We start from the raw sequence: 26,356 nt of genomic DNA on the forward strand, positions 1-26,356 counted from the left end.
TTGGCTTGCAAGATAACAAGATACAATGTATGAGCATAGGATTGGGAGGAAATGATTGTATTTAAATCAAACCAAAAATCCATTATGCTTCTTAGGAGCGATGAAATTATTATTCATAGAATAAAAAAAGGCTGCCAAATGGCAACCTCTTTTTGATATCTAAAAACTTAGAGAATATTAATCTTCCATTGGTGGAAGTAATACAGCATCAATTACGTGGATCACGCCATTGGTTGCATGTACATTCAATAAACTTGTTACTAAACCAGCGGTATTAATTTGTAAATTGGCTAAATCAACTGTTAATTCTTCACCAGTTAAAAGCGTAGGCAAAGTCGCATCTTGTCTTAAATCTTGAGAGAATGCTCTAGCATCTACTACGTGGTAAAGCAATACATCAGTTAGAAGTCCTACTTCAATTTCATCAACACTGCTTACACCCAAAGCTTCGAATAAAGTTTCAAATGCTTCATCGGTTGGTGCAAATACAGTGTAGTTATCTTCAAAGTCTCCGTCCAAAGCACCTACAAGATCAGCTCTAACAAGTGCCGCCACTAAGTGAGTGAATTCTGGAGTGTCAGCTTCCGCCATTGATACAGCTATTTCTGCAATGCTTTGAGTAGGAGGAGTAATTACATAATCCAATTGGTGAATCACACCGTTAGAAGCTGCAATATCTGTAGCCGTTATTCTAGCTTCACCATTGATCCATAGGTTTCCTTCTATATCTTCGCTTATAAAGAATGGAAGTTCTGCTGCTGAAGTCACACTTCCTGTAGAAACATCAGATGCCATTACTCTTCCACTTGTTACGTGATAGGTAAGGATTGTTCCAAGTTCTGGATTGCTCAACAGTTCTTCGGCAGACATATCATTGTCTGCAAGGAATGAAGCAAAAGCATCATTGTTTGGAGCAAATACTGTGAATGGTCCTTCGCCAGATAGTGTAGCAACAAGACCTGCTTCATCTACTGCAGCTACCAAAGTGGAAAATTGCGCATTGCTAGAAGCTACTTCAACAATGTTTTCTTCAGTCTCGACGATTGGCCCATTATCATCATCGTCATTACAAGATGCTAATCCGAATCCAAAAGCCAATGCAAGAGCAGATGCTTTGAAACTTAAATTTGTTTTCATGTACTTTTTCATTTTTAATGTTGGTTTAGTGTAATAAAAGTTCACTGTTTCAAACCCTGTGTTTTAAATTATTGTTATTTATTGGATCACCAACAACCAGAAAATGTAATTCAAAGGTGTGTTTTAGTATATGTATGTCCTAAAAATGTGGTTAAATATTATTGAATAGACACCAAAACATTAAATAACATGATTGAAAAAGTACAAGAAATATTTAAATATTTATGTTTGTTTTTTATTTCTCTTTTAAGATTTAGCATTTTCCAAGCTTTGCAGTAGTTTTGGACTGTAAAGTATTTGACAAAATGAACTTAAGTTTTAAAATCTTACCATTTGTTTTTTTCTGCATTATCCTGATTGAGGGCTGTAGGCCTAAGGATGAATCATGTCAACTTGATGATGCAATCTTGGAGGCTGGTGATGATGTAAATATTGAAAGGCTTGAGGGTTTGTTTTATGAGGCATCTTCAGAATCTGAAATTTTGTACCTACTTGAAGAGTACTCGGTTTTTGCAGCTAAATTTCTTCAGCAAGAGGCCTATGAGTCAAAGGAAGTTTTGGCTAAGGATCTTTGGGTGACTAATCAGGATACACTCATGCAAGAGTTGTATTCCGAAGTGAAGAAAGAATTTCAAAGCTTGGAAGATCTCGAAAGGGAATTAAATCAAGCTTTTGCATACATAAAGTATCATTTTCCTGACTTCAAAGCACCTAAAGTTTACACTTTCCTTACTGGATTCAATGTTGATTTGTATGTCTCTGAAGAGATGATTGTGATAGGTCTAGATTATTATTTGCCTAAAACTCACAAATTTCAACCTCCAGAGCTACCGCAATACATAACTGATCGATATGAAAGTGAATACATTGTTCCTATGATTGCCACTGCGATATCTAGTAGATACAATGCAGTAGATTTGTCACAAAGCACACTTGTTGCTGATATGATTTTTTACGGAAAAGCTTATCACTTTGTCAAATCGGTGATGCCTTGTATTGCTGATGAGTTTATCATTGGCTATTCCTCAGAAGAGATTGCAGCTTGCTATGCCAATGAAGAATTTATTTGGACACATTTTGTAGAAAATGATCTTTTGTACACGACCAATCCATTTGAGATTAGGAAGTATACAGGCGAAGCACCAGCTACAGATGAAATCAGTCCAGATGCACCAGGTCGCGTAGGCAGGTGGTTAGGGTGGAATATTGTGGATGATTTCCGCTTCAACAATGGAATGAGTCTTGATGAACTTATGCAAGAAAAAGATGCAGATCGAATATTTAGGCAATCTGGATACAAGCCCCGTCGCTAGAAGAGTCTAGAGGAAATTTTGTTGAGTCGATCGTGTGGAGAAGCTTTTTTATGGCTAGGTCTCTACTGAAGTATTTTTCAGCCAGAAATCTAGCATTTTTTTGATAAATCAAGATGGTCTCGTTTTGAATCAATGCTTCTATTTCGGAAAGTACTTTATCAGGGTTCTTATGTTGATACAAAAGTCCTACTTGGTGCGTTTTGCACAGTTCGTAAAGCCAACCTTTATGATTGATGAGTATTGCTTTTCCTGCCGCTAGGGCATCAAAGAATTTATTAGGGGAGTTTGTTTTCAACACAGGTAGATGTTTAAAAGAAATGAAAGCCATATCTGATAAATCAAGCAATTGACGCACTTTTTCTTTGTCCCCAAAATCAAAGAATACCAAGTTGCTCAAAGCTAATCTTGAAGCGTAAGCCTTCATTTTTTCTAACGTGCTTCCTTTTCCCACTATTACAAATTGAAAGGGCTTTTTACCTTTTTGTGCATGATTGGCCAAATCCACAAACTCATGTACTGCATTGACTTCGCCGATTGCTCCAGAATAAATGATCGTGAATTGGTTCTTTAATCCATACCTATCCAATTGATTATCACATTTTTGATTTGGAGAAAAATAGCTTGTATCTGCAATGTTAGGAACTATTGTAATAGGTGTATCAGTCTTTTTCCTCATACTATTAGCAATTCCTGGAGATAGAGCGATGCATTTGAGTGCATGTTGATATATCCTTTTTTCAAGACTATAGAGCAATGATTTCAGCACTGGGTTTCTAATAGCACCTACTTCGATAGGTGCATCTGGCCATAGATCTCTCACTTCAAAAATGTAAGGTAAGGCCATTTTACGCTTCGCCCATAGACCTATCAGGCCTGTGGTCAAGGGTGTAGAAGTGATGTATAGGTAATCAGGACGAGATATTTTTTTTACAATTCGCTTGGCATGGATTACGAATTTCAAAAATGCCCCAACACGCTTGATAAACCCCCACTCTTGTTGGTAGGCAATAGGAAGGTAGTGGACCCTGATGCCTTCGATGATTTTCAAGTCGTAGAAATTCTTGTTATGGGCAGTGATCATTTCTACGTCAATACCTGCATCGACCATGCCTTTGGCCAGGTAGTAGGAACGAATAGCCCCCCCTTCTTCTGGTGTGCAGAAATATTGATGTATATATATAATTTTCATGCCTCAAGCGTGGGTTTTTAGCCAGGATGCCAAGATAAACATATTCCAAATCAATAAAAATTCACGACCTCTTGCCCTGTCAGGGTGCTGACAGAAATTTTTCATTTCAAGTGGAAAGTACTTTCCCCAAGTATTTGCCATCATTTTGATTTCTTCAAAGATCCAGTTTCTGAAGACTTCATCATCGGCAAGCCATTCTTGTAGAGGCAGTCCAAAACCAAACTTTTTTCTATGAGCAATTGACTTCCAACCTCTTTCAACAAGTGCTGATTTGATTGGTTTTTTTCCACTGATTTGAATGAGTTCTTTTTCAGAAAGCTGCGTGATTAGTTCTATCAATTCCTTATACAGAAATGGAGACCTGCCTTCGATTCCATGTGCCATACAGGCATTATCATGTATTTTGAGCACATCATTGACCAGGTAGTAATTTCGGTCAAATGATAAAGCATCCTTATAAGTGTCTCCAGAGTCAGGATACCATTTACGCTGTTGATGTATCACACTTTCAGGTAGCTTTGATAAGGCTGCAAAATTTAAGAATGAGTCTCTTGGAGATGCTTGTATTCCTTGTACCAGTTTTGAAATAGGATCAGGTAGAGGAATTTTTTTTAAAATTGGTTGAAAGCAAAGCAAAAGGCTATGATATTTCATGTATTTGAGAAATGCAGCATGTCTTTGATACCCACCAAATAGTTCGTCAGCACCTGCTCCAGACACCAAGACACTGACATGTTTTTTGGCCTCTTTGGCAATGATCCAGCTTAGAATACTTGCACTATCCCCTACTGGTTGATCAAGACTTTTGATGTATTCATTCCAAGAATCTTTGATGATCTTGGGGTCTACATATATTTCATGATGTAGTCTATCATCTTTCGAGACAATTTGCTTGGAAAAGTTTGGGTCACTGTATTTTTGATGATACTTGCTGTCAAATGTAGCCGTATAAGTATGGCAAGGACTTTGTTTTTCTTCTAAATACATACTGTAAACCAAACTGCTATCAGCTCCTCCACTCAATAGCATCCCCACTGGTCTATCACTGTGAAAAGTTTTTCGAATAGAATCTTTGAGGATTGATTCAAACCTTGTTTGAGTAAATGTCTTTGAGGGAGTGGTGTTTTTCGTGATCACAGAAGTGTCTAACAAATTTCCATTTAAGTCAATGGATATGATCTGACCAGGAAGAAGTTGTTTGATACCTTGAAAAAAACTTTGGTCGGGTGCAGAATGTCTTGTATAAAAAAAGTTTGTGAATTGGTGGGTATCTATGGTGGGGGATTCAATTTGACTGAGCCTTACTGCTCGAGCTTCAGAACTGAATGCCCATTTTTGCTTTTCATTGATATAATAAAGAGGTTTTTCACCAGAAATATCTCTCGCTATGATGATTTTCCCTTCGTGAAGATTTATAAAAACAAGCGCAAACATTCCTTTGAGGTCATTTATGCCACTGCCTCCATACTTAGTCAGCCATGCCAAAAGTACAGCTGAATCCGAGTTTGCTTCCTGAGAAAAATCATCAAAATTTAACTGATCACCAAGCGTTTTGTAATTATAAATTGCCCCATTCCATGCTAATACACAACTTTTTTCCTCGTTCCATAGTGGTTGATTAGCAAAAGATGTGAGGTCTAAAATTTTCAGTCGGTTGGCAGCAAGCCATACGCGTTCTGCAACTTGCTCAAAGCCCGATGCATCTGGTCCTCTGTGGTGATTTGCCCTCATCATTTTCTGTATACTTGAGGAGCCTTCAGGTGTGTTATTGATCAAAAGGGATATTCCACACATGAGTCAATTACGATTTTTTTTCGGTAATGATAGCCTTCACCTTATTCTCTTTTTCGAAGTATCGGCAGAAATGAGTGATATTGCAAGCTTCACATTTTGGTTTTCTGGCAAGGCAAATGTACCTTCCGTGCAATATGAGCCAATGATGCGCTTTGTGAATAAATCTTTCAGGGATGTTTTTGACCAGTTGTTTTTCCACCTCCAGGGGAGTTTTTGCAGTTTGTGGTACAAGTCCAAGTCTTTTAGAAACTCTAAAAACGTGTGTGTCGACAGCCATATTGGGCTGATTCCATACTACTGAGGTGATCACGTTGGCTGTCTTGCGACCCACTCCCGGAAGCTTGATCAATTCATCTACGGTCGAGGGGACTTCACTGCCGAACTCTTCGACGAGCATTTTCCCTAAACCCAAAAGATGTTTGGTCTTGTTGTTTGGATAGGAAATGCTTTTTATAAACGGGAATAATTCATCAAAATGGGAAGACGCTAAATGCTCGGGACTAGGAAAATGTTCAAATAAAGTCTTTGTTACAATATTCACTCTTTTGTCGGTGCATTGAGCGCTGAGGACTACGGCTACAAGTAGCTGAAAGGGGTTTTCATACTCCAACTCTGTTTCCGCTACTGGCATATTAGATTCAAAATGATCTATAAATGCAGCGTATCTCTCTTTCTTTAGCATATTAGACAAACTTTGATAATTGAAAATTTAGATAGCAACTAACAAATTTAAACAAATCATCAATAGTCTTTCTATTGATTTTGTTTTGAATGGAATAAACATTAATTCCTAAAAGTTGTGTTTTTTCTATAATTTTGACGTTGAGGGATTACAATTTTTTTCAATATTGGAATAATTTTAGCTCTAGAAAATTCACTCGCAGTACTTCAACCTATTAAAAACAGCTTGATTGTAAACGAAGAATGTTGCATTGGTGTGGGCATATGCTTATCAAAAAAATATCAAAGAAGCATACATAGTCAAGTCTTAAACAATTCAAATTGAATCTTATGAAAAAACATTTAGTCCTTTTGTCGGTTTGGTCGATCTGGTGTTTCATACTTCTTGGATGCAATGAAGTGGAAGAAATTGACCCTTCATTAGATACTTCTGTCTCAGTAGAGATGGTGGATGAGATATATGGAAGTCATCCACGCCAAGCAATGGACGTTTACCTTCCATCAGGCAGGTCTAGTGAAGATACCAAAGTACTGGTATGGATTCATGGAGGTGCATGGACGGATGGTGATAAGTCAGAGTTTGTTGCTTTCAAAGAGAGGTTTGAGCAATCATTTGAGGGGTATGCTTTCGTTTCACTCAATTACCGACTTTTCAATATCAATACAGGGAGCAATCGCTTTCCTAACCAAGAAGAGGATGTACTTGAAGCTATAGCGTATATCAAAACAAATGCTTCAAAGTGGGGAGTAGCTCCAGAGATAGTAATTGCAGGAGCGAGTGCAGGAGGTCATTTAGCCTTGCTTCACGCTTACAAGAATAATACAGATCGATCTGTCAAAGCCGTGTTGGCATTTTTCCCTCCAACTGATTTTCCGTCATTCCATGGGTTCAATTTGATAACAACTTTACTTATAGAGGCATTGCATGGAGGAAGTCCTACCAATCAGGCACAGCGATATATTGATTCAAGTCCAGTTAATCATATAGAAAATACTAGCGTTCCGACTGTGTTTTTTCATGGTACAGCTGACAATGTGGTGCCTATCCAGCAAAGTCAACTTCTAGAACAGACGCTCAAAAATAACAATGTACCAATGTCTCATAGGTATGTTCAAGGTGCGCAGCACGGTTTTTCATTTGCAGTATATGTGGAGATGATAGCTCAAGCTGCTGAATTCATCAAGGCTCAAATAGATTAAAAAAAGGCTCGGAAATATCCGAGCCCACCATAATTCTTATTCGATTTTTAGACTTTTTCGAGTCCTGTAGATTTCGCCATTTTGAAAATGGCCTTGACTACTTTTTCTGAAGGTTGGAGTGTGACTTGGTCTAACTTCTCTATTGTGCTCAGCATTTCTACATATTCTTGCATCAAAGACTCATCTTCATGCAAGGCCTGCATAAGAAGCTCACGCTCACCCTCATTCATTTCTTGGTAGATATATCTTACCAAGTCATTTGGGGTAAATTGTTTTATCATAGGCTACATTTAGTTGTTTCAATTTTTTCCTCATATTGATCAAAGCGTATCTCATTCTTCCTAATGCTGTGTTGATGCTGACTCCCGTTTGTTCAGCAATCTCCTGAAAGCTCAAATCCATGTAGTGTCTCATGATGAGAACTTGCTTTTGACTTTCTGGTAGCTCGTCAATGAGTCTCCTTACCATTTCCAATGTATCCTCCTTGATTTTTTGGTCTTCAATGTTTACATCAGCAAACTGAAGCGTGTTGAATACATTCTCACCATCTTCCATGATGATAGTAGGGTATCGTTTTGCTTTTCTGAAATAATCTATAGCTAAATTGTGAGCAATTCTCATCAGCCAAGGCTGAAATTTGCCCTCTTCATTGTATCGGTCAGAGCTTAATGTCTGAACAACCTTCACGAATACATCTTGCAATAAATCCTCTGCTACGCCACGATCTTTGACAATCAGATAAATAGTGGTAAATACCCTTGATTGATATCTTTCTACCAACATTTCAAACGCAGCTTCTCTACCTCCTCTGTATTGGGAGATCAGCTCGCTGTCCTTAGGACCAATCCTTTTACTCATACTGATTTGACTTAATTTTTAACGTAGAGGTTTATGCCATAGTATATATTTATTTTGAAACAATTTGATGTATCTTTCCAAATGTATTCATTCGAAAATTATCTTGCAATACTTCATAGGTTTTTTTATTGATTTTCATCTTGGTAAAACCCAATGATACTTTAGATATTTGCATGTTTACCTTTTTTAAGTGAAATTTTATTTGGAATAATCCATTTCTAGCTAAATGAAAAAAAATATAGGTTTTGCTGTCAGTTACAAAAATCAAACCAACATTTATATAGGGTGACTTGATTCATGGGGATTCTTAGCTGATTTTATTACCTTCGTTTTTCAGAAGAAATCAAATCAATAGCTATATGGAAATTAATGGAAAAATTGTTCAGATTTTACCTGAACAAAGCGGAAATGGCCGTAATGGGACATGGAGAAAAAAGGATTATATCTTGGAAACAGGAGGTAATTATCCAAAAAAAGTAGCCTTGACTGTATGGGGAGATAAAATCGATCAATTCAATTTGCAACAGGGTGAAGAGGTGAATGTCGGTATCGAAATCGAAAGTAGAGAATACAATGGAAGGTGGTATACGGATGTGAAGGCATGGAAAGTGGACAAGCAAAACGGAAGCAATTCTGGTGCATCAGCGCCGCAAGCGAGTGCAAATGCTGCTGCAATGCCTGATGTGACTTCATTTTCTAGTGATGAAGGGGACGTTCTTCCTTTCTAAGTAAAGAAATCAAAAGCTGTCTCATTATTAAAGTCAAAAAATAATGAGACAGCAACTTTTCAAGATAAACAATAAATAGATGTGGGACGACTTTGATAATGATGATTTTGACGAGGATGATATAAATGATTTTCGGCGCAGAAGAGATGAGATTGAAAATCACCCATTAAAGCAAAAAGCAAAAGATATTTTCGGGTTGACTAAAGCCTTGGTCGGTTCTTTGGATGAAGCAAGGAAAGAACTATACGGTGGATTGATGCTAGAAAGTGCCGTTCTGCTTTCCTCAAAATTTGCTGGAGCTCATCCAGTGGACGATTATATCATCAAAATGGAAAATGCAGTGATTATGAAAGTGCATGCCAAAAGTTTGCACAGTTTGACTTATCAGCTTGCAATGGAAGGAACCCATGCCGAAGACCATCTCCAATTGCTCCGTGATGCAATCGATGAGTTTAGGGGACTATTCAAAGCGTGGATAAAAGGTTTTGATGATTCAGAGCGTTATGACGATGGTTGGGGCTTGTTTTTAGACTAGGGCTGCATCTGCTCTCCAAACTTAAAGCCAACATAAAGACCTCCAAACACCATAATCAGGGTAATACCCCCTAGAAGTAATAATACGCCTAGGGGCATTTCCCAATTTTCTTTTCCAATTTTGAATTTTATGATTCTATTGAAGTCCATTTCTTAATCATCAAGACCTTCTTTCCAGCCTTTGAGTTCTATTTCTCTTGCACTGTCTTCAACCTTTTGCTTGAGGTCTTTTTTGTAATTGTCTAATTGCTCTGCGACTTTGGGATCAAATGTACCAACGATAGAGGCAGCCAAGATACCAGCATTTTTTGCTCCATTGAGTGCAACAGTTGCCACAGGGATACCTCCCGGCATTTGCAATATAGATAAGATACTATCCCAGCCATCGATAGAGTTGGAAGATAAGATAGGTACTCCGATCACTGGAAGTGAGGTAAGCGATGCAACCATTCCAGGTAGATGTGCGGCTCCTCCAGCCCCAGCAATGATTACTTTGATTCCCCTCTGGCGAGCATTTTCTGCATACTCTATCATTCTATGAGGGGTACGATGTGCGGACACTACTGTCAGCTCATAGCTTACTCCTAGTTCTTCCAGTGCTTTGGCTGCTTCTGACATGATAGGAAGATCTGATTTACTTCCCATGATTATTCCTACTTGCTTGCTCATGATTCTGTCTTAATTTTTATAATATCTTTAATTCGCATCGCACGTTCCTTAAGCTTATCTACACTTTCATCCAAGACTGTAGCATGCCCCATTTTTCTAAATGGTTTAGTGATTTTTTTACCATAAAGATGAACATAAACACCTCGCTCTGACAAAGCTTCATCCAAGCCTTCTACCAATGCCTCTCCATTGTATCCCTCCTCTCCAAGTAAATTCACCATGGCGGCGGGAGTTCTCAGCTCTGAGTTGCCTAGTGGCATATTCATTACAGCACGGAGGTGCTGCTCGAACTGGGAAGTATAGTTAGCTTCTATGGTGTGGTGTCCGGAGTTGTGAGGTCTAGGCGCAATCTCATTGACCAAGATTTCTCCTGATTTGGTGACAAATAGCTCCACAGCTAAAATTCCAATCAAATCAAGAGATTCGATCACTTGTATTGCTATATTTTTTGCTTTTTGCTCAATCTCCTCACTTACTGATGCAGGTGCAAACAGAAACTCCACAAGGTTTGCTGTTGGGTGAAAAGCACACTCTACCGCAGGGTAGGCTACTAATTCTCCTCTCTTGTTTCTTGATACAATTACTGCAAGCTCTTTATCAAAATCTATGAGTTTTTCTAAAAGCCCTGGCGCATCAAAGGCTTTGTCCAAATCAGCTTCTGACCTGAGTACTTGCACTCCTCTCCCATCATAACCATCTTTTCCCAGTTTATTTACGGCAGGTAAAAATCCTACTTGTTGCTTTACAGCATGGCGATCATCAGTCAAAATGAAATCAGCAGTAGGAATGCCCTTCGCTTTATAAAATTGCTTTTGCTCTCTTTTATCTTGAATCAACTTGATCAAATGAGGCTGTGGATATACTTCTTTTCCTTCATCTACCAATCGCTGTAGTGCTTCGGTATTTACATTCTCGATTTCGATTGTGATTATATCGCAAGCTTTTCCAAATGCATATACTGTGTCAAAGTCAGTCAATGACCCTTGCTGGAAATCATGTGCTATTGATTTGCAAGGTGCATTAGGATCAGGGTCAAGGATATGAATATCTATGTTGTAATTGATAGCGGATTGGATAACCATCCTTCCCAGTTGGCCACCTCCAAGTATTCCTAAGGTCTTTTTTTGATAATTTTCCTGCACTGTATATTTATTTGAATGCAAAAATAAGGAAAAATGATAAGCCATGGCATGAATAAAAAAAAAAGCCCCATTCTGGAGCTTTGTGATATTTAGGGTGATTGCCGTCGCTGTCTATACAGAACGGCCGCCAATAAGTCTAAGCAGTATCGAAATAACAGCTAATACTAACAAGATGTGGATCAATCCACCTACACTGTAAATAAAGAAACCTAGGACCCAACCGATAATCAAAATCAGTGCGACCAAATACAATAAAGAATTCATAGCTAGTTGGTTTAAGTAAATAATTGATTTATATGGTATTAAACAACTACTATGCCAACATTTCTAATTACTGGAATCGAATTCCCATCAATTCCATTAATTTATGTGCATTAAAGCTCAAACACGGTCCGTTTTTGATCTTGTAATCAAAAAATATCTCTTGATCAGTTATTTCGGAATGGAAGCTTTTGTTTGTTAGGTAGTTAAGGGAATTTTCTAGTGTGCTTAGTTCGATGTCATGAGTAGATATGATCCCTTTACTATTGGTACCTGCGAGCTGTTTTATAAGTGCTTCAGACCCCATGATTCGGTCTTCCGTATTTGTTCCTTTTAATATTTCATCTAGTAGAAAAAACACATTTTGACCATTATCCGCTTCATCCAAGACACGCTTTATCCTAGAAAGTTCTGCATAGAATGAGCTCACACTCTCTCCAAGGTTGTCACTATTCCTCATACTGGTGAACAACTGGAATGGCCCCATTTCAAAATGATCTGCAAAGGGAGATAGGCCCAAATTTGCCAAAACCATGTTGATTCCCAAAGTTCTCATGAAAGTAGTCTTTCCTGACATGTTTGCTCCTGTAAGTAGTATAGTTTTGGTATTTTCGTCCATTGAAAAATCGTTCCCAATGGCCTTTCCTGAGTACAACAAGGGATGCTTGATATTGACAACATGGATAGATTTCTGGTCTATCCACTCTAATTTGCAGGACTGAATTTCCGAATGCTCAAAAGCGGCCAGTGATGTAATAGCTTGCCATTCATCAAATTCATGCTCCCACTGTGCAAGGAGTAAAGCGTGCTTCTTTTTCCATGAAATGAGCTTTCTGTACAAATATATATCTGTCCAAAACAGTAGGTTAATCACAATGTAGACCATGTTGCCTCGGTTCTGAATAAGAAATGTCATTTGTTCCAATGCATCAAAAACTTCTCTAGCTGAACTCTCTTCTCTAGTGAATGGTGCGTGGAGAGACTGTAGGTAGTCAGCTTCAAACTTTTCTTTTGCCAAAAGTTCAGACCAAACCCGATAGGTTTTTATGTCACCTTTATTGGGAAGGACTGCAGCAGCTTCCATAAGCGATTTGAAAACCAAACTCAAAAAAATCATCCCAAGTAAGATCCAAATCCCTATCCAACCATAAGCTAAGTCAAAAAACAAAGTTCCAGTCAAAATCCCCAAACCCCCAAGTGGTCCAAGGATCATAGGAATTAATAACCAAGAAATCAGCGTTTGTGGTTGGTTCAACCAAGAATAAAACGAATGTTTTGATTTTTCTTTACTCGAAAATGCCCTACCCACACCTTCAAATGATTTAAGCAATTTCGGTTTTTGGGACAATTCTTTAATGGTTTCACTTCTTTTTTTGGCCAAACTAGGATCAAAAGGGCTTTTCATCCATTTGGCCAAAGTCTTGCTTCCACTTTCGTTTACCGTATGATTTAAAAGCTGATACAATGAATGCTGACCGAATAGGTCGAGATCACTAGCAAATGGGTGATTTTTTTCTTGAAACAAGTCTCCAGAATCAAATGAGCTCAAATCTCTCTTGTTCCGCATGGTATGATCTTTTTCAATTTGCACCAATTGCTTTACAAATGCTTCTTTGTCCTTTTGGAAATTGAAAGAGATGATGAGATAAACAAATGCGGCAATCATAAAAGGAATGCAAATAAGTAAAAGTCTCCATTCACTTAATCCTACCACGACTACTGCGAGAATCAAAAAAAACAATAATAGTCTCAGTATCGAAAGTGTAACCGCTTTTCTATTGGTAATGGAGAGCTCTTTTTCAAGAGCGTCAAAGTTAACGTCAAATATCATGAGGTAAAATTAGTGCTTTAAAACTAAAACTGTCTGGTTTGAATATGAAATACAAGGTTTAAATTTTGTCTCCTTTATGGAATTCGGATGAATTGGAACAAAATTTTTACCCAATACCCATATTATCCTTACCTTTGTCTTCCATAAAAACCAACATCAGTACCCCCATGAACGAAAGGTATATGCAGCGAGGTGTTTCAGCTTCCAAAGAAGATGTACACAAGGCGATTTCCAAGCTAGATAAAGGGCTATTTCCAAAGGCATTTTGTAAGATTGTAGAAGATACTTTAGGCAACGACCCTGATTATTGCAATATCATGCATGCAGATGGAGCTGGCACCAAGTCTTCTTTAGCTTATATGTATTGGAAGGAGACCGGAGACCTTAGTGTATGGAAAGGTATAGCACAAGATGCTATCATCATGAATACAGATGATTTACTTTGTGTTGGGGCTATAAATAACATTTTGGTCTCTTCTACCATAGGAAGAAACAAGCATTTGGTACCTGGAGAAGTAATCTCTGCAATAATAAATGGTACAGAAGAAGTACTACAGATGTTAAGAGATAATGGTGTCAATGTGGTGTTGACTGGAGGTGAGACCGCTGATGTTGGAGATTTGGTAAGGACAATAATTGTGGATAGCACGGTGACTTGCAGGATGAAGCGGGACGAAGTGATATCAAACGATAAGATTAAAGGTGGAGATGTCATCGTGGGGCTATCGTCCTATGGGCAGGCAAACTATGAGGATGCATACAATGGAGGAATGGGTAGCAATGGCCTTACTTCAGCTAGACATGATGTTTTTGCCAAAGTATTGAAGACAAAGTTTCCCGAAAGCTTTGATCCAGCAGTACCAGATGATCTAGTCTATGCTGGTAAATATAACTTGACAGACCCAGCACCAGGTACATCTGTAGATGTGGGCAAGTTAGTCTTGTCTCCTACGCGTACTTATGCCCCTATCATGGTGGAAGTGCTGAAGCAATTGAGGTCACAGATCAATGGCATTGTCCATTGTAGTGGAGGTGCGCAGACAAAAGTGCTTCACTTTGTAGATGATGTGCACGTGGTCAAAGACAACTTGTTCGAAACCCCACCACTTTTCAAAATCATTCAGGAAGAAAGTGGTACAGATTGGCAAGAAATGTACAAAGTGTTCAACATGGGTCATAGGATGGAAGTCTATTTGCATGAGCAGTATGCCCAGGAAGTGATCGATATATCTAAGAGTTATGGTGTGGATGCTCAAATCATTGGCAGAGTGCTTCCTCATAATGGAAAAAAAGTAACAGTCAAAGGTGCTCATGGCACTTTTATATACGAGTAACAAGGCATTCCTATATCCAAGATGAATATCATCTATAAATCTTTGTCGGCATTTTTTATTGGTGTGTTTATCGTGCTTTTGATCGGTGTACTTTTGACTTCAGGAGTAGATAGAAGTCCGGTGCAGGCAAATGATTTCTATAGGGATACAATGAGTCGCCTTGAAAAACTTCGCCCGGAGCTGAATGATGGTGACATATGGCTGGTAGGCTGGTCGAAGGTAAATGCTACTCCGAAGGAAGGAGCGTCTTTGGTGGGGTATAAGCCTCGTGGTCAATATGAGTTTGTCCAGGATAGCAGCTATGTTAGGGCATTAGTGATAGGAAATGGGGAAAGTAATGTTGCCGTGCTCAGCTATGAGCTGATGATCATCCACCCATATTTATCCAAACTGATTCAAGATGCTGTACTGGATGAAAAGATACCTGTAGATCACCTTTATTTCACGGCCACCCATACCCATAGTGGCATTGGTGGGTATATACCAGGCTTGATGGGAGATTTTGCATTTGGAGGATTTGATCAAAAGATCGTAGATTTTTTGAAGGACCAAACCCTTACCAGTATCAAGTCTGCACTTGCTGATCAAGATACGGCCTATATCAATTATCAAATATCAAAGACTGAGGGCTTGGTAAGCAATCGTTTTATAGCAGGAGATTCAGTAGATCCTTATGTAAGACAATTGATTTTTCAAAAGCATAATGGGCGACGAGGAATTTTTTTGACCTATTCGGCTCATGCCACTACCTTGGATAGGAAGTTTATGGGTCTGTCGGGAGACTACCCTCATTATTTGATGGAGGATTATGAATCAAGTATTTATGAATTTGCGATGTATGCAGCTGGCACTGTTGGTAGCCATGCACCTGTAGCTCAGGGTGATTCTCCAGAAGATACCAAATCATACGCAAATCATATCTTCGATCAGAGTCAGGAAAATGTAATTAGACTGCAGCCAATAAAATCAAAAACACTAGGCTTTGGTCAGCTAAAAGTTTCATTGAGAGAAGCACAATACAGGTTGAGTGATAACATTAGGTTGAACCCAGCTTTGTTCAAGTGGGTATTTGGTGAAGTAGATCCTCATTTTGATGCCTTGTTGATTGGCAATACTTTGTTGATAAGTAGTAGTGGTGAAGTTTCAGGAGTCTTTATGGCTGATTGGGAAGAGTTTGCCAAACAGGAGGGCTTAAACCTGATCATTACAGCTTTCAATGGTACTTATATAGGTTATATCACTCCTGACCAATATTATGATAGAAATCATAATGAGGTGAGAGATATGAATTGGTTTGGTCCTGGAAATGGCGCTTATTTTGACACCCTCATTCGTGGTCTAATAGATAAGCCGTGGAGGTGATATTCTTTGAATCTACTTTTCTACTCTTTTGAGTCTATAGGTATCTTCGAAATTGCCATTGTTTCTTGTCAAAGTCAGTTCCTGACCAGAAAGCATCGCGTCATACTCTCCATTGAGTATCAAAGACCAATCAAAGTCAGCCGTAAAGAAGCAATCATTAGCAAAAATAACCTTTGCGTCTTCGATACTGTAGGATCCATTGCAAATCACAGGGTATCTAGGCTCCTTGTGTGATCCTTTGTAGGTATTTCCTTCAAACTCAAGACTCACTTCAGATAGTCCAAGACTTATACCACTTTCTACGCGCTCAAAAGTTCCTTCAAACTTACCGCTTAAATTTTCTACAACCACATTATCTAGTTGATTACAAGACACCATGTAGTTCATGATGCACAGCAGAAATATATTCTTGATGATATTCATTATCTGTTACTTGATTACATTCAAAGTCGAGACGATTTTTTTTGCTAATATGTCTCAAAATATTGTTTTTGAAAACCAACATGCAAATATTCAAAGGAATAGAATTACAATGCAGATTCTAAATCGGATGGTTTTCGACTCATTCTATGGATTAAACCAAAACTATTCCAGTCTTAAAACGCTATGATTCTCGGCAGACAATATATACCTTGCTATAGCATGAAGTATTTGGACGTACATACACACTTCAAGAAACGAGCCTTGTCAGTATATCAAGCTGACCTTACGGCTCCAAAGGAGGATGGTTGGTATTCTATGGGAATACATCCATGGGATGTTACTGAAAATTGGGAGATTCAATACAAAAATATATCAGCGATTGCTTCAGATAGCAACTTTGTGGCAATAGGTGAGTGTGGGTTCGATTTGATAAGAGGAATAGAAGATCCTGAAATACAATTTCAGGCTTTCAAAGCTCAGTTGAAGCTGGCTTATTCTTGGGGTTTACCTGTAATCATGCATCAAGTAAAAGGCTTGCATTTACTTCAGCGTATGCTCAAGGAGTTGCAGCATATCCCAGCCATCATTTGGCATGGCTATAACTCTAAGCCTGAAATTATGAAGTCTGTACAAGAGTTTCCAATCTATTTTTCTTTTGGATCAGCAATATTTCAAGAAAAATCATCAGCACTCAAGAGCTTGAAAATGATTTCTTTAAACCGAATTTTTTTTGAGACAGATGATGTTGACATAAAAATAGATGAAGTTTTTGAGAGGTCTTCATTAATTTTGCAAATTCCTGAAGAAGTTTTGGCAGATCAGGTTATCAAAAATTGGAACAGTATATCAAATAATAAAATAGATGGATAATTTGGCTTGGCTTTCACGCACAGAACTGATAGTAGGAAGAGATGGATTGGAAAAACTAGCAAAGAAGCATGTTTTGGTTGTGGGACTAGGAGGAGTTGGTTCTTTTGCGGCTGAATTTATATGCAGAAGTGGAATTGGGGAATTGACAATCATTGATGGGGATGCAGTAGATGTAAGCAATTGCAACAGGCAGCTTCCTGCTACGCAAAAAAATGTAGGACAATCCAAGGCTGAGTGGATGGAAGAGCGCTTGCTTGCGATCAATCCACACTTGAAAATCAATGTCATCAGACAATTTTTGAAACCAGGGGCTATGTTCAGGTTACTTCAGGAAAATGAGTTTGACTATGTTGTTGATTGTATAGATAGTTTTTCACCCAAATTGCACCTTATAGAAAGTGCTTATTTAAGGGGGTTTCCTTTAGTCAGTTCTATGGGTGCAGGAGGAAAAGTAGACCCTACTCAGATCAGAATAGCAGATATTTCAGAAACATACAATTGTAAATTGGCAAAGCATGTGAGAAAAAGAATAAAGAATAAGGGAATTTCTTCGGGTTTCAAGGCGGTGTTTTCTACTGAGTTGTATAACAAAGAAAGCTTGATGATGACTGATGGAACTAATTTTAAAAAATCAGCCTATGGAACAATGTCATTCTTGCCAGCAGCATTTGGCTGTAGCTGTGCTTCCGTGGTGATTAATGATCTATTGGCAAGTTAGTTTTAAGGGCGTATTTCAGCCTAATTTTTTACCTTTCAAACTGTAATTTTTCCATTCAAAATTATTGGTGTATATGCTTTAAACTTTTTATCAACTCGGTAAGTCTAAGTGTCGATTTAAAAGCCAAAAAGAATGAAAATTATTTACAGTGCGCTTATTTTCTTATTGATAATGATGGTATTACCTGATCAGGTAATTGCTCAAAGAGGGCAAGGACAGAGGCCTGACCTCAAGGTAAAGGGGAAAGTTGTAGAAGGACCTAGTAAACTTCCTATGATAGGAGCAAATGTCATGATCAAAACTGTTGCAGATTCGATCTTAGTTTCTACAGTAACAGATATCGACGGAAATTTCGAATTGAGTAGGCCATGGGTTCCTACTGTTATTGTAGAAGTTTCATTTTTAGGTTTTGAGAAATTCACCAAAGAACTTGGGATGCGAGATGAGCTAGACCTTGGGATAATTGCACTCAGAGAAGACAGTAAACTTCTCGGAGAAGTAGTCATAGAGGGGCAGATCATTGTTGGGGAGCAAAAAGGCGATACTACATCCTTCAATGCGAATGCATTCAAAACTAGAGAAAATGCAGACGCAGAAGATCTCATCAGGAAACTCCCAGGTGTAACCATTCAAAATGGACAGGTGCAAGCACGAGGAGAGCAGGTACAAAAGGTGCTAGTAGATGGTAGGGAGTTTTTTGGAAATGATCCATTTCTAGCCATGAGAAATCTTCCAGCGGATGTTATTGATAGGGTGGAGATTTTAGATCAAAGATCTGATCAGTCTAGATTGACTGGTTTTGATGATGGAAACTACTCCAGGACTATCAACATTGTAACAAGGAGTGATAGAAGGCAAGGGGTTTTTGGTAGGGTCTATGCTGGCTATGGTACAGATGATAGGTACTCAGCAGGTGGAAGTGTAAATATTTTCAAAGGTGATAGGAGAGTATCATTGGTAGGCCTATTTAACAATATCAATCAGCAGAATTTCTCGCAAGAGGACCTTGGTGGAGGTACAGGCGGTGGTGGAAGACCAGGAGGTGGAGGCAGAGGTGGTGTTCCCAATTTTGGTGGAGGTCAAGATAATGGTATCATCACTACCAACAGCATGGGGATCAACTATTCTGACAAATGGGGAACAAAAACAAATGTCACTGGTAGCTATTTTTACAGCCGTTCTAGAAACAATCTTAGCAGTTTTACCAACAGAGAAATCCTTCTTTCGGAAACCAATAGTCAGTTTTATACAGAAGATTTGATCAACACAGTGGAATCTGGAAATCACCGAGCCAACGCTAGAATCGAATATGATATCAATCCAAAAAATGCATTGATTATTTCTCCAAGTTTGAATTACACTACTAATAATACCTTTTCTGATAGGGATGCACTTACAGTGAACAACCTGTTTGACCCGTTGAGTAGTACAAGGTCAATCTCTGACGCTGAATCTTCTAGCATCAACTTCTCAAATAACTTAGTCTACAGGTATAAATTCGAGAAGCAAGGGAGAACCTTGTCAACTTCTTTGTTTACAGCAATCAACAATAGGGATTCTTACGCTACACTTTATGCAGTGAACAGAGATTTTATTCGAAATATTGGTGATACGATCAATCAAGAGACCTTGGGACTTACAGAAGGCTTCAACTATAGAGCCAATATGCAGTGGACAGAGCCATTGAATACCACTAGCTTGTTAACCTTCTCTTATCAAGTGGCGAACAATAAATCTTCAGCAGACCAGCAGACATTCAATATCATACCAGAACTTAATGCTGTGGTATTGGATACAGCGCTAAGTAACGTTTTTGACAACAGGTTCCTAGTTCAAAACCCAAGTATCGGCTACAGGTACAACTATAAGAACTGGAATGTGAACGCCAATTTGGATTATCAATATGCTCAGCAAGATAACGAGGCTATTTTCCCACAAGTAGGTATTTTCAATAGAACTTTTAGTAACTTCCTACCTGGTGTAAATCTTAATTACAGAAATTCTGAAAAGGGAACCACCTTTAGAATGAGGTATAGGACTTCTACACAAGAGCCTTCAGTCAACCAGTTGCAGAATGTAATCAACAATTCAAACCCACTAAATTTAAGTGTAGGTAATCCAAATTTGGGTCAGTCGTTCAATCATAACCTTTTCGTAAATGTTGGAAAGCTCAACTTGGAAAAATCAAGGACTTTCTTTGTGTTTGCTTTTGCTTCATTGACAGAGAACTTTATAGGGAATTCGACTTTTGTGACGCAAGTAGATACGCTGATCAATGATGAGGTATTGTTGAGACCAGGGGGACAATTGAGTAGGCCAGAAAACCTTGGTGGTAGATTCAACGGTAGGGTGTTTGCCACCTATGGCGCACCGATAAAAGGGATCAAGTCACAATTCAACTCTAACACTTCTGTTTCATTTAACAGAACTCCCGGTATCATTAACGGACAAAGAAACTTGAATGATAACATTGACTTGAGTCAAGGTGTTACCTTGACGTCGAATATCAGCAAGGATTTTGATTTTACACTCTCCACTACGGGTACTTACACAATTGTAAATTCTTCCCTTCAAACGAGTTTAAATAATAACTATTACGTCCAAAACTCAAATATTAGACTTTACTATTCACCAAACAATGGGAAGTTATTTGTTTCCAATGTCGTGAACAATGCTTTGTACAGAGGACTATCAGCTGGACTAGATCAATCCGTATGGTTATGGAATATTGAGGGTGGCTATAGATTCTTGAAAAACAATAAAGGTGAGGTAAAGGTAACAGTATTTGATTTGTTGGGTCAAAACAATGCCATTGCTAGAACAATCAATGATGTGTCTATCACAGATACGTTTACCCGTGTACTTACCAGATATGCTTTATTGACATTTACATATCATATAGGCAGCTTCAAGCAACCTGAAAGAAATCAGTCTCAGCAAGGAGGCCCTGGAATGAGAATGATGCAGGGAGGTCGCAGTTGGTAAGTTGTTTGGGACTTTTGACCAATAAAAAAACCGAGATCAAAATTTTGATCTCGGTTTTTTTATTGATTTCTCGCTGGTTGATTACTCAGACTTTGGCATCACTACAGTATCGATAGAGTGAATTACACCGTTAGACTGGTACACATCAGCAATAGTAACTTTTGATTTGTTACCGTTTTCATCTGTGATGTAAAGGTCTTTACCTTGCATCCAGGCTGTCAATTCACCACCTTGAACAGTAGTTAGTGTAGCTTTACCGTTACCTTTCTTGATAGCTTCAGCAATTTCTTTTGATCCCATTTTTCCAGATACTACGTGGTAAGTCAAAATTGTAGTCAAAGTAGCTTTGTTTTCTGGTTGTACTAGAGACTCTACAGTTCCAGCAGGGAGTTTTTCGAAGGCAGCATTGTCAGGAGCAAATACTGTAAAAGGACCAGGAGTTTGAAGTGTCTCAACCAATCCAGCAGCTTTTACTGCCGCTACAAGTGTAGTGTGGTCTTTAGAATTTACTGCGTTTTCCACAATGTTTTTAGAAGGATACATTGGAGCTCCACCTACAGTTACAGTTTTTTCTTTTTGTGCAAAAGATTCAGATGTGAACATTGCCATGATAGCTAATAGCGCTAGGGTAAGAGATTTGATAGTTTTCATAATGGTTTATTTTTAGATGTAAGCAATTACGCAACGATCGTGAAAACTGGATTTATCTACTATGGAAAAAAATAAAGGCTAGCCCTGATGAGCTAGCCATATTTGTTTTAGGTTTATTGGTATTTGCTTAATTATCTTCTTTGAAACGATCTACTATGTATAGAAAAAGATTGAAAGATAAAGTTGACATGCCTTCTTTTTTCAACTCTTTATCGCTTCCTTGTTTATATATCGGGTTTTCCTTTTTGACGAGGTTAATTCCTGAAGATTTTGACTCTTTTAGCAAAATTTGATTATTTTGTTTGCTATTGAGTTCATTTCTAGACTCAGTACTGGTGTATTCAGGACTTTCGTGAGGATACACCACATCGGCGTTCCTAGGAAGGTCTTGCATTGTCCTTTCTTTATCGCTTTGAGCAAATATATCAAAGGTGCCAAAAGAGCAAAATAAAATTATGAACAGAATGCCTTTAGCTTGTGTTGAGGAAATATAATTCTGAGCTGACATCTTGGTTAGTTCTTCAGTGGATTTAAATATCTGTCAATTAGACACTAAGGTTTGTAAAAATAGAAAATTATTAAATGTTATGCAAACGGTTGATATCACAGATTTTCAAAAAATTGATCTAAGGATTGGTTCAATTGTAAAAATAGAGGAATTTGAAAAGGCAAGAAACCCTTCTTATAAGTTATGGATTGACTTAGGCGATTTGGGTATAAAGAAGTCCTCGGCCCAAATTACAGCACTTTATTTGCCAGAGGAACTGATCGGGAAGCAAGTGATATGTGTGTGTAACTTTAAGCCTAGGCAGATTGCGGATTTTATGTCAGAAGTTTTGGTAACAGGTTTTGATCAGGAAAAAGGAAAAGTGGCATTAGCTACTGTGGATATGACAGTACCAAACGGCTCGAAACTACATTAAGGTAGCAGGATAGTCAAACCTTCTTCTGTAAGTTTTGTTTGATAAGTAATGAGGGAGTCGCAACTTCCAGCCCTAACTTCCCCAGTATTGAGATCAAACCTATACTGATGAAGTGGACATACTACCTCTTCAAAATCGGTGACAAATCCTTCCTTTAATGAAGCCATGCGATGAGGACAGAGCTTTTGAAAGGCAAAAAACTTAGTCTCGATTCTACTGACACAGATTTGAGTAGCGCCAACGCTCACAAGCTTGATTTGCTTGTTGGGTATAAGTTCAAGTACTTGATTATCTGAATTACCTAGGGTGAAAGTTTTCATTTTGAGTTATTTTATTGATAAATTACAAACATAAAACTAACCATACATATACCATGAAAAAAATATTAGTAATACCATTACTATTTCTAGCAAATCTCTTGATTGCACAGCAGGTTGAGGGGTCGTGGAAATTGACACATCAGAATGGGAAAAAAGTTGATAACAAAGAGGTGGTGAAAATTTACCAAGACGGTTATTTTTCATTTGGAGCGAAAGAAGCGGATTCTGATAAATTCATCAGTGCTGGAGGAGGAGAGTTTTCGCTGAGAGACAATTATTATGTAGAGTCCTATGATTTTCATACAGAAAAGGAAGAATTGATAGGAACTCAAGTGGAATTTTCTTTGGATGTAGTTGATGGAAAGCTTGTGATTTCGACAGAAAAAGGTGGCTCGGCACATGTAGAGATCTGGGAAAACATCAGTGATTCAAAAGATGAACTAACGAGGAATTGGGTGATCACCGGCAGAAAAACAGACGATAAAATCAGTAGATCTACGCCAGGAGCCAGAAGAACGATAAAGATACTAAGTGGCGGAAGATTCCAATGGGTAGCTTTCAATTCTGAAACAAAGCAATTTTCTGGAACTGGTGGAGGAACTTACTCGGCCGAAGATGGTAAGTATGTAGAAAAGATAGAATTCTTTTCTAGAGATGATAGCCGTGTAGGAGCAAGCTTAAGTTTTGATTTTGAAGTAATCGATGGAGAGTGGCATCACAGCGGGATGAGTTCTACTGGCAATCCAATTTATGAAATATGGACCAAATACAGTGATGGATATAAAAAGCCTGCGAACTAAGCAGGCTTTTTCATTTTATTTTGCGAGTAGTTTTACTTCTTCATACCTAAAGCAGCTTACAAGGTGATCATTTACTAGACCAGTTGCCTGCATGTGTGCATATAGTGTGGTACTTCCGAGGAATTTGAAACCTCTGCGCTTCATATCTTTGGCCAATTTATCTGATGCAGCACTTATAGCTGGAGCATTGGTCATATTGATAAGTCCATTATCGATCACTTTGCCGTCGACAAAATCCCAGATGTAGTTCGAAAAGCTGCCAAACTGGGCTTGTACTTCCATAAACCTTTTTGCATTATTTACAGCAGCATTAATTTTTAATCTATTCCTAATAATTTCTGGGTTGGAAAGTAACTCGGTAAGGTAGGAGTCTGGGAAATCTGCCACTATTTTATAATCAAAATCAGCAAAGGCATTTCTGTATCCCTCTCGCTTTTTCAGGATTGTAGCCCAACTGAGTCCAGCTTGTGCACTTTCAAGAATCAAAAACTCGAAATGTACCTGGTCCTCATATACAGGTACTCCCCATTCTTGATCATGGTAATCAATGTATTGCTGAAAACCCAAGCACCATGGACATCGTGTTTTTTCTAAATCCTTTTCCATTATTGTTTAGTTAAGATACCAGATCGAAAAATTGAGAATGGTGGCAAATGATACCCATAGAAAATAGGGTATCATCAGATAAGAACTGATTGCCGAAATTGGTTTGAAAACTCTAATGCACACCAAAATGGAAATCCACAATGGAATGATTGCAAAGAGACCTAGCATGGGGGATTCTAGTCCGAAGAAAGCAGGAGACCATAGAAAGTTCAATACCATTTGTATAGCAAAGAGTTTCAATGCTTGTTTTTTGAGTGGGTGCTTGCTAGTCCATAAAATATAAAGAACTACCCCAATCATCAAGTAAAGCACAGTCCATACAGGGGCAAATAGCCAAGAAGGAGGGTTGAAAGGTGGCTTTTCAAGTGTTGCATACCAGCTGTTCACAGATGATGCTGTGGATAATGACCCTACAAATCCCGCGAGTAATGGAATTGCTATCGATACTAGAAAAATTTGCCATTTTTTCATTTTATACCTCTTCAAGTAATGTCATAAATATAGCTAGCTTTTTCGGGAATTTCTGTTGAACTACGGCATTGTGTTTATCGAAAAACTCATGCTGATAACTCATTACATGGTTCATGTCCTTTGCAAAATACTGAACGGAATAGTTTGAGCCAGTATCTTCAGAGTCATGCATTATTCTAAAAATTTTATGCTCAACAAACATGCCTGTAGAAAGTACCTCTGGGATATGCGTAGATTTCATCCATTGCAACCATTCACTTTCAGCATCTCTTTCTACATTGACAGTAATATTATATAGTATCATCAGGTTTTAATTTTTAAATTTGTGCAAATTTATTAACAATAATTGGTTCGGCTAGTTAATCTGGCGATAAACAAGACAAAGATCTTGTTTGAAGCGACAAACCATGAATACAAAGCAATCTACTCCCTTTTGGTTCAAATTGAAGAACAATCGAATACTTTTATTTAAGTTGATTATCACTATTTTTCATGCTGTAGGTGTGATTGGAATGAGCACTGAGATATTGAGGCCATATTTTCAACTCCTGACTCCCTTCCATTTGTTATTGTGCACGGGGTTGTTGTTTATGTTTCATAGAAGTTGGAACATGTATTTTTTCTGGTTCATTATCTTGGCTTTTATCTTGGGGTTTGGTTCAGAAGTGATGGGAGTACACACTGGGTTTCCATTTGGTAATTATGCTTACAGTGATGTCCTTGGAGTCAAACTCCTTGATACGCCCTTGATGATTGGAGTCAACTGGTTGCTTTTGGTGTATTTATCTGGAGGAGTGATTTACAGACATGCAAATAATGATTACTTGGCGGCATTTTTAGGAGCATTGCTGTTGGTCTTATTAGACTTCTTAATAGAGCCTGTAGCAATCAAGTTGGACTTTTGGTCTTGGAAGGATAATGTGATTCCAATCAGCAATTACTTGGGATGGTTCGGTGTGGGATGGATCATACATTTGATATATAGAAAGCTTCCTTTTACAAAAATAAATCCGCTTTCTATGTATTTATTGATCAATTTGGCAATTTTCTTTATTTTGCTCAATATTTTACTTTGATAAAGCAACCATTTAAACAAAATCTGATTTACTAAGTTATTGATATGATGAATGCTATACTATTTACCATGTTAGGATTTGGATTGATGGAATTTTCCGGTTGGTTTATTCACAAATACATCATGCATGGGCCATTGTGGAGTATTCATAAAACACATCATCAGCCTTCTAAATCTTTTTTTGAGCTGAATGATTTGTTTTCCTTGCTTTTCGGAAGTATAGCAATCATCTTAATAATACTAGGTGTAGAACATCTAGATTATAGATTTTGGCTAGGATTAGGAATCAGCATATATGGTATGAGCTATTTCATATTACACGATGTATTGATTCATAGAAGGCTGAAATGGTTTGATAGACCTGGGAATACTTTTTTGAAAGGTATTTTCAAAGCTCATCAAGCACATCATGCCACCAACAAAAAGAAGGACGCTGTATCCTTCGGATTATTTATAGTACCCAAGAAATATTTTAAGTAAA

Annotated in this window: 31 protein-coding genes; 13 read left to right on the forward strand and 18 right to left on the reverse strand. The window is 38.1% G+C overall.

Features of this window, described 5'->3' with window-relative positions; genetic code table 11:
- Positions 1-177: 177 nt before the first annotated feature.
- The gene (locus tag MM239_RS01145) at positions 178-1,137 is read right to left on the reverse strand and encodes a fasciclin domain-containing protein (protein WP_241345921.1); all 960 of its coding nucleotides are present in this window, start codon (positions 1,135-1,137) and stop codon (positions 178-180) included.
- Positions 1,138-1,442: 305 nt separating this feature from the next.
- Here MM239_RS01145 and gldB point away from each other — a divergent pair, with 305 nt between their 5' ends.
- Positions 1,443-2,450: a gliding motility lipoprotein GldB gene (gene gldB, locus MM239_RS01150; RefSeq protein ID WP_241345922.1), complete on the forward strand. Its 1,008-nt coding sequence runs from the start codon at positions 1,443-1,445 to the stop codon at positions 2,448-2,450.
- Here the strand turns inward: gldB and MM239_RS01155 are convergent.
- From MM239_RS01155 to nth, 3 genes are read right to left on the reverse strand one after another with little or no spacing between them, the layout of a single operon-like run.
- Positions 2,419-3,639 carry a glycosyltransferase family 4 protein gene (locus MM239_RS01155; RefSeq protein ID WP_241345923.1) on the reverse strand — a complete coding sequence of 407 codons (1,221 nt, stop codon included), beginning with the start codon at positions 3,637-3,639 and terminating at the stop codon, positions 2,419-2,421. The two genes, gldB and MM239_RS01155, sit on opposite strands and share 32 nt — an antisense overlap.
- A gap of 3 nt (positions 3,640-3,642) precedes the next feature.
- Positions 3,643-5,433: an asparagine synthase (glutamine-hydrolyzing) gene (gene asnB / locus MM239_RS01160; RefSeq protein ID WP_241345924.1), complete on the reverse strand. Its 1,791-nt coding sequence runs from the start codon at positions 5,431-5,433 to the stop codon at positions 3,643-3,645.
- Between the two features lie 7 nt (positions 5,434-5,440).
- Positions 5,441-6,115 carry an endonuclease III gene (gene nth, locus MM239_RS01165; protein WP_241345925.1) on the reverse strand — a complete coding sequence of 225 codons (675 nt, stop codon included), beginning with the start codon at positions 6,113-6,115 and terminating at the stop codon, positions 5,441-5,443.
- A gap of 329 nt (positions 6,116-6,444) precedes the next feature.
- Between nth and MM239_RS01170 the strand changes: the two genes are divergently transcribed.
- On the forward strand, positions 6,445-7,314 hold the full coding sequence (locus MM239_RS01170; protein WP_241345926.1) for an alpha/beta hydrolase: 870 nt from the start codon (positions 6,445-6,447) through the stop codon (positions 7,312-7,314).
- A gap of 47 nt (positions 7,315-7,361) precedes the next feature.
- Here the strand turns inward: MM239_RS01170 and MM239_RS01175 are convergent, their stop codons facing one another.
- Positions 7,362-7,595 carry a hypothetical protein gene (locus MM239_RS01175; protein WP_241345927.1) on the reverse strand — a complete coding sequence of 78 codons (234 nt, stop codon included), beginning with the start codon at positions 7,593-7,595 and terminating at the stop codon, positions 7,362-7,364.
- A complete protein-coding gene (locus MM239_RS01180) occupies positions 7,570-8,172 on the reverse strand; it encodes an RNA polymerase sigma factor (protein ID WP_241345928.1) in 603 nt (200 codons plus the stop codon). Before MM239_RS01180 ends, MM239_RS01175 begins: the two co-directional genes overlap by 26 nt.
- Positions 8,173-8,531: 359 nt before the next feature.
- Between MM239_RS01180 and MM239_RS01185 the strand changes: the two genes are divergently transcribed.
- Positions 8,532-8,900, forward strand: a complete 369-nt coding sequence (locus MM239_RS01185) for a DUF3127 domain-containing protein (protein ID WP_241345929.1) — start codon at positions 8,532-8,534, stop codon at positions 8,898-8,900.
- A gap of 79 nt (positions 8,901-8,979) precedes the next feature.
- Positions 8,980-9,435, forward strand: coding sequence for a hypothetical protein (locus MM239_RS01190; RefSeq protein ID WP_241345930.1), 456 nt, complete (start codon positions 8,980-8,982; stop codon positions 9,433-9,435).
- Here the strand turns inward: MM239_RS01190 and MM239_RS01195 are convergent.
- The 5 genes from MM239_RS01195 to MM239_RS01215 all read right to left on the reverse strand — a co-directional run bounded on the left by MM239_RS01195 (position 9,432) and on the right by MM239_RS01215 (position 13,337).
- A complete protein-coding gene (locus MM239_RS01195; protein ID WP_241345931.1) occupies positions 9,432-9,584 on the reverse strand; it encodes a hypothetical protein in 153 nt (50 codons plus the stop codon). The genes MM239_RS01190 and MM239_RS01195 overlap by 4 nt on opposite strands.
- Before the next feature lie 3 nt (positions 9,585-9,587).
- Positions 9,588-10,103 (reverse strand): 5-(carboxyamino)imidazole ribonucleotide mutase, encoded by a 516-nt coding sequence (gene purE / locus MM239_RS01200; RefSeq protein ID WP_241345932.1) that lies wholly within the window; start codon positions 10,101-10,103, stop codon positions 9,588-9,590.
- Positions 10,100-11,245: a 5-(carboxyamino)imidazole ribonucleotide synthase gene (locus MM239_RS01205; RefSeq protein WP_241345933.1), complete on the reverse strand. Its 1,146-nt coding sequence runs from the start codon at positions 11,243-11,245 to the stop codon at positions 10,100-10,102. Before MM239_RS01205 ends, purE begins: the two co-directional genes overlap by 4 nt.
- Before the next feature lie 111 nt (positions 11,246-11,356).
- Positions 11,357-11,509, reverse strand: a complete 153-nt coding sequence (locus MM239_RS01210; protein ID WP_241293629.1) for a lmo0937 family membrane protein — start codon at positions 11,507-11,509, stop codon at positions 11,357-11,359.
- A gap of 67 nt (positions 11,510-11,576) precedes the next feature.
- Positions 11,577-13,337, reverse strand: coding sequence for a MutS-related protein (locus MM239_RS01215; RefSeq protein ID WP_241345934.1), 1,761 nt, complete (start codon positions 13,335-13,337; stop codon positions 11,577-11,579).
- A 167-nt stretch (positions 13,338-13,504) separates the two neighbouring features.
- Here MM239_RS01215 and MM239_RS01220 point away from each other — a divergent pair, with 167 nt between their 5' ends.
- Positions 13,505-14,671, forward strand: coding sequence for an AIR synthase related protein (locus MM239_RS01220; RefSeq protein ID WP_241345935.1), 1,167 nt, complete (start codon positions 13,505-13,507; stop codon positions 14,669-14,671).
- Positions 14,672-14,692: 21 nt separating this feature from the next.
- Positions 14,693-16,033: a neutral/alkaline non-lysosomal ceramidase N-terminal domain-containing protein gene (locus MM239_RS01225; RefSeq protein WP_241345936.1), complete on the forward strand. Its 1,341-nt coding sequence runs from the start codon at positions 14,693-14,695 to the stop codon at positions 16,031-16,033.
- Positions 16,034-16,045: 12 nt separating this feature from the next.
- Here the strand turns inward: MM239_RS01225 and MM239_RS01230 are convergent, their stop codons facing one another.
- Positions 16,046-16,456 (reverse strand): hypothetical protein, encoded by a 411-nt coding sequence (locus MM239_RS01230; RefSeq protein WP_241345937.1) that lies wholly within the window; start codon positions 16,454-16,456, stop codon positions 16,046-16,048.
- A gap of 219 nt (positions 16,457-16,675) precedes the next feature.
- Between MM239_RS01230 and MM239_RS01235 the strand changes: the two genes are divergently transcribed.
- The 3 genes from MM239_RS01235 to MM239_RS01245 all read left to right on the forward strand — a co-directional run bounded on the left by MM239_RS01235 (position 16,676) and on the right by MM239_RS01245 (position 21,029).
- Positions 16,676-17,326: a TatD family hydrolase gene (locus MM239_RS01235; RefSeq protein ID WP_241345938.1), complete on the forward strand. Its 651-nt coding sequence runs from the start codon at positions 16,676-16,678 to the stop codon at positions 17,324-17,326.
- Positions 17,319-18,044, forward strand: coding sequence for a tRNA threonylcarbamoyladenosine dehydratase (locus tag MM239_RS01240; RefSeq protein WP_241345939.1), 726 nt, complete (start codon positions 17,319-17,321; stop codon positions 18,042-18,044). Before MM239_RS01235 ends, MM239_RS01240 begins: the two co-directional genes overlap by 8 nt.
- A gap of 132 nt (positions 18,045-18,176) precedes the next feature.
- On the forward strand, positions 18,177-21,029 hold the full coding sequence (locus tag MM239_RS01245) for a TonB-dependent receptor (RefSeq protein WP_241345940.1): 2,853 nt from the start codon (positions 18,177-18,179) through the stop codon (positions 21,027-21,029).
- A gap of 81 nt (positions 21,030-21,110) precedes the next feature.
- Here the strand turns inward: MM239_RS01245 and MM239_RS01250 are convergent, their stop codons facing one another.
- Entirely contained in the window at positions 21,111-21,680 is a 570-nt protein-coding gene (locus tag MM239_RS01250) for a fasciclin domain-containing protein (RefSeq protein ID WP_241345941.1), read from the reverse strand.
- Between the two features lie 127 nt (positions 21,681-21,807).
- On the reverse strand, positions 21,808-22,188 hold the full coding sequence (locus tag MM239_RS01255) for a hypothetical protein (protein ID WP_241345942.1): 381 nt from the start codon (positions 22,186-22,188) through the stop codon (positions 21,808-21,810).
- A gap of 79 nt (positions 22,189-22,267) precedes the next feature.
- Between MM239_RS01255 and MM239_RS01260 the strand changes: the two genes are divergently transcribed.
- Positions 22,268-22,603 carry a tRNA-binding protein gene (locus tag MM239_RS01260; RefSeq protein WP_241345943.1) on the forward strand — a complete coding sequence of 112 codons (336 nt, stop codon included), beginning with the start codon at positions 22,268-22,270 and terminating at the stop codon, positions 22,601-22,603.
- Here the strand turns inward: MM239_RS01260 and MM239_RS01265 are convergent.
- The gene (locus MM239_RS01265; RefSeq protein ID WP_241345944.1) at positions 22,600-22,923 is read right to left on the reverse strand and encodes a Rieske (2Fe-2S) protein; all 324 of its coding nucleotides are present in this window, start codon (positions 22,921-22,923) and stop codon (positions 22,600-22,602) included. The two genes, MM239_RS01260 and MM239_RS01265, sit on opposite strands and share 4 nt — an antisense overlap.
- A 53-nt stretch (positions 22,924-22,976) precedes the next feature.
- Between MM239_RS01265 and MM239_RS01270 the strand changes: the two genes are divergently transcribed.
- The gene (locus MM239_RS01270; protein WP_241345945.1) at positions 22,977-23,723 is read left to right on the forward strand and encodes a hypothetical protein; all 747 of its coding nucleotides are present in this window, start codon (positions 22,977-22,979) and stop codon (positions 23,721-23,723) included.
- 15 nt (positions 23,724-23,738) lie between these two features.
- Here MM239_RS01270 and MM239_RS01275 read toward each other — a convergent pair whose 3' ends face one another.
- The 3 genes from MM239_RS01275 to MM239_RS01285 are packed head-to-tail and all read right to left on the reverse strand — an operon-like array spanning position 23,739 to position 25,104.
- Entirely contained in the window at positions 23,739-24,329 is a 591-nt protein-coding gene (locus MM239_RS01275; protein ID WP_241345946.1) for a DNA-3-methyladenine glycosylase I, read from the reverse strand.
- A gap of 6 nt (positions 24,330-24,335) precedes the next feature.
- The gene (locus MM239_RS01280; RefSeq protein WP_241345947.1) at positions 24,336-24,800 is read right to left on the reverse strand and encodes a TspO/MBR family protein; all 465 of its coding nucleotides are present in this window, start codon (positions 24,798-24,800) and stop codon (positions 24,336-24,338) included.
- A gap of 1 nt (position 24,801) precedes the next feature.
- A complete protein-coding gene (locus MM239_RS01285) occupies positions 24,802-25,104 on the reverse strand; it encodes a DUF4286 family protein (protein WP_241345948.1) in 303 nt (100 codons plus the stop codon).
- Positions 25,105-25,207: 103 nt separating this feature from the next.
- On the opposite strand from MM239_RS01285, the gene MM239_RS01290 reads away from it, so the two are divergent.
- Both MM239_RS01290 and MM239_RS01295 read left to right on the forward strand, forming a co-directional pair.
- Positions 25,208-25,876 carry a carotenoid biosynthesis protein gene (locus MM239_RS01290; protein ID WP_241345949.1) on the forward strand — a complete coding sequence of 223 codons (669 nt, stop codon included), beginning with the start codon at positions 25,208-25,210 and terminating at the stop codon, positions 25,874-25,876.
- A 44-nt stretch (positions 25,877-25,920) separates the two neighbouring features.
- On the forward strand, positions 25,921-26,355 hold the full coding sequence (locus tag MM239_RS01295) for a sterol desaturase family protein (protein WP_241345950.1): 435 nt from the start codon (positions 25,921-25,923) through the stop codon (positions 26,353-26,355).
- Position 26,356 lies beyond the last annotated feature (1 nt).

Source organism: Belliella filtrata (assembly GCF_022549775.1).
Lineage (GTDB): Bacteria > Bacteroidota > Bacteroidia > Cytophagales > Cyclobacteriaceae > Belliella > Belliella filtrata.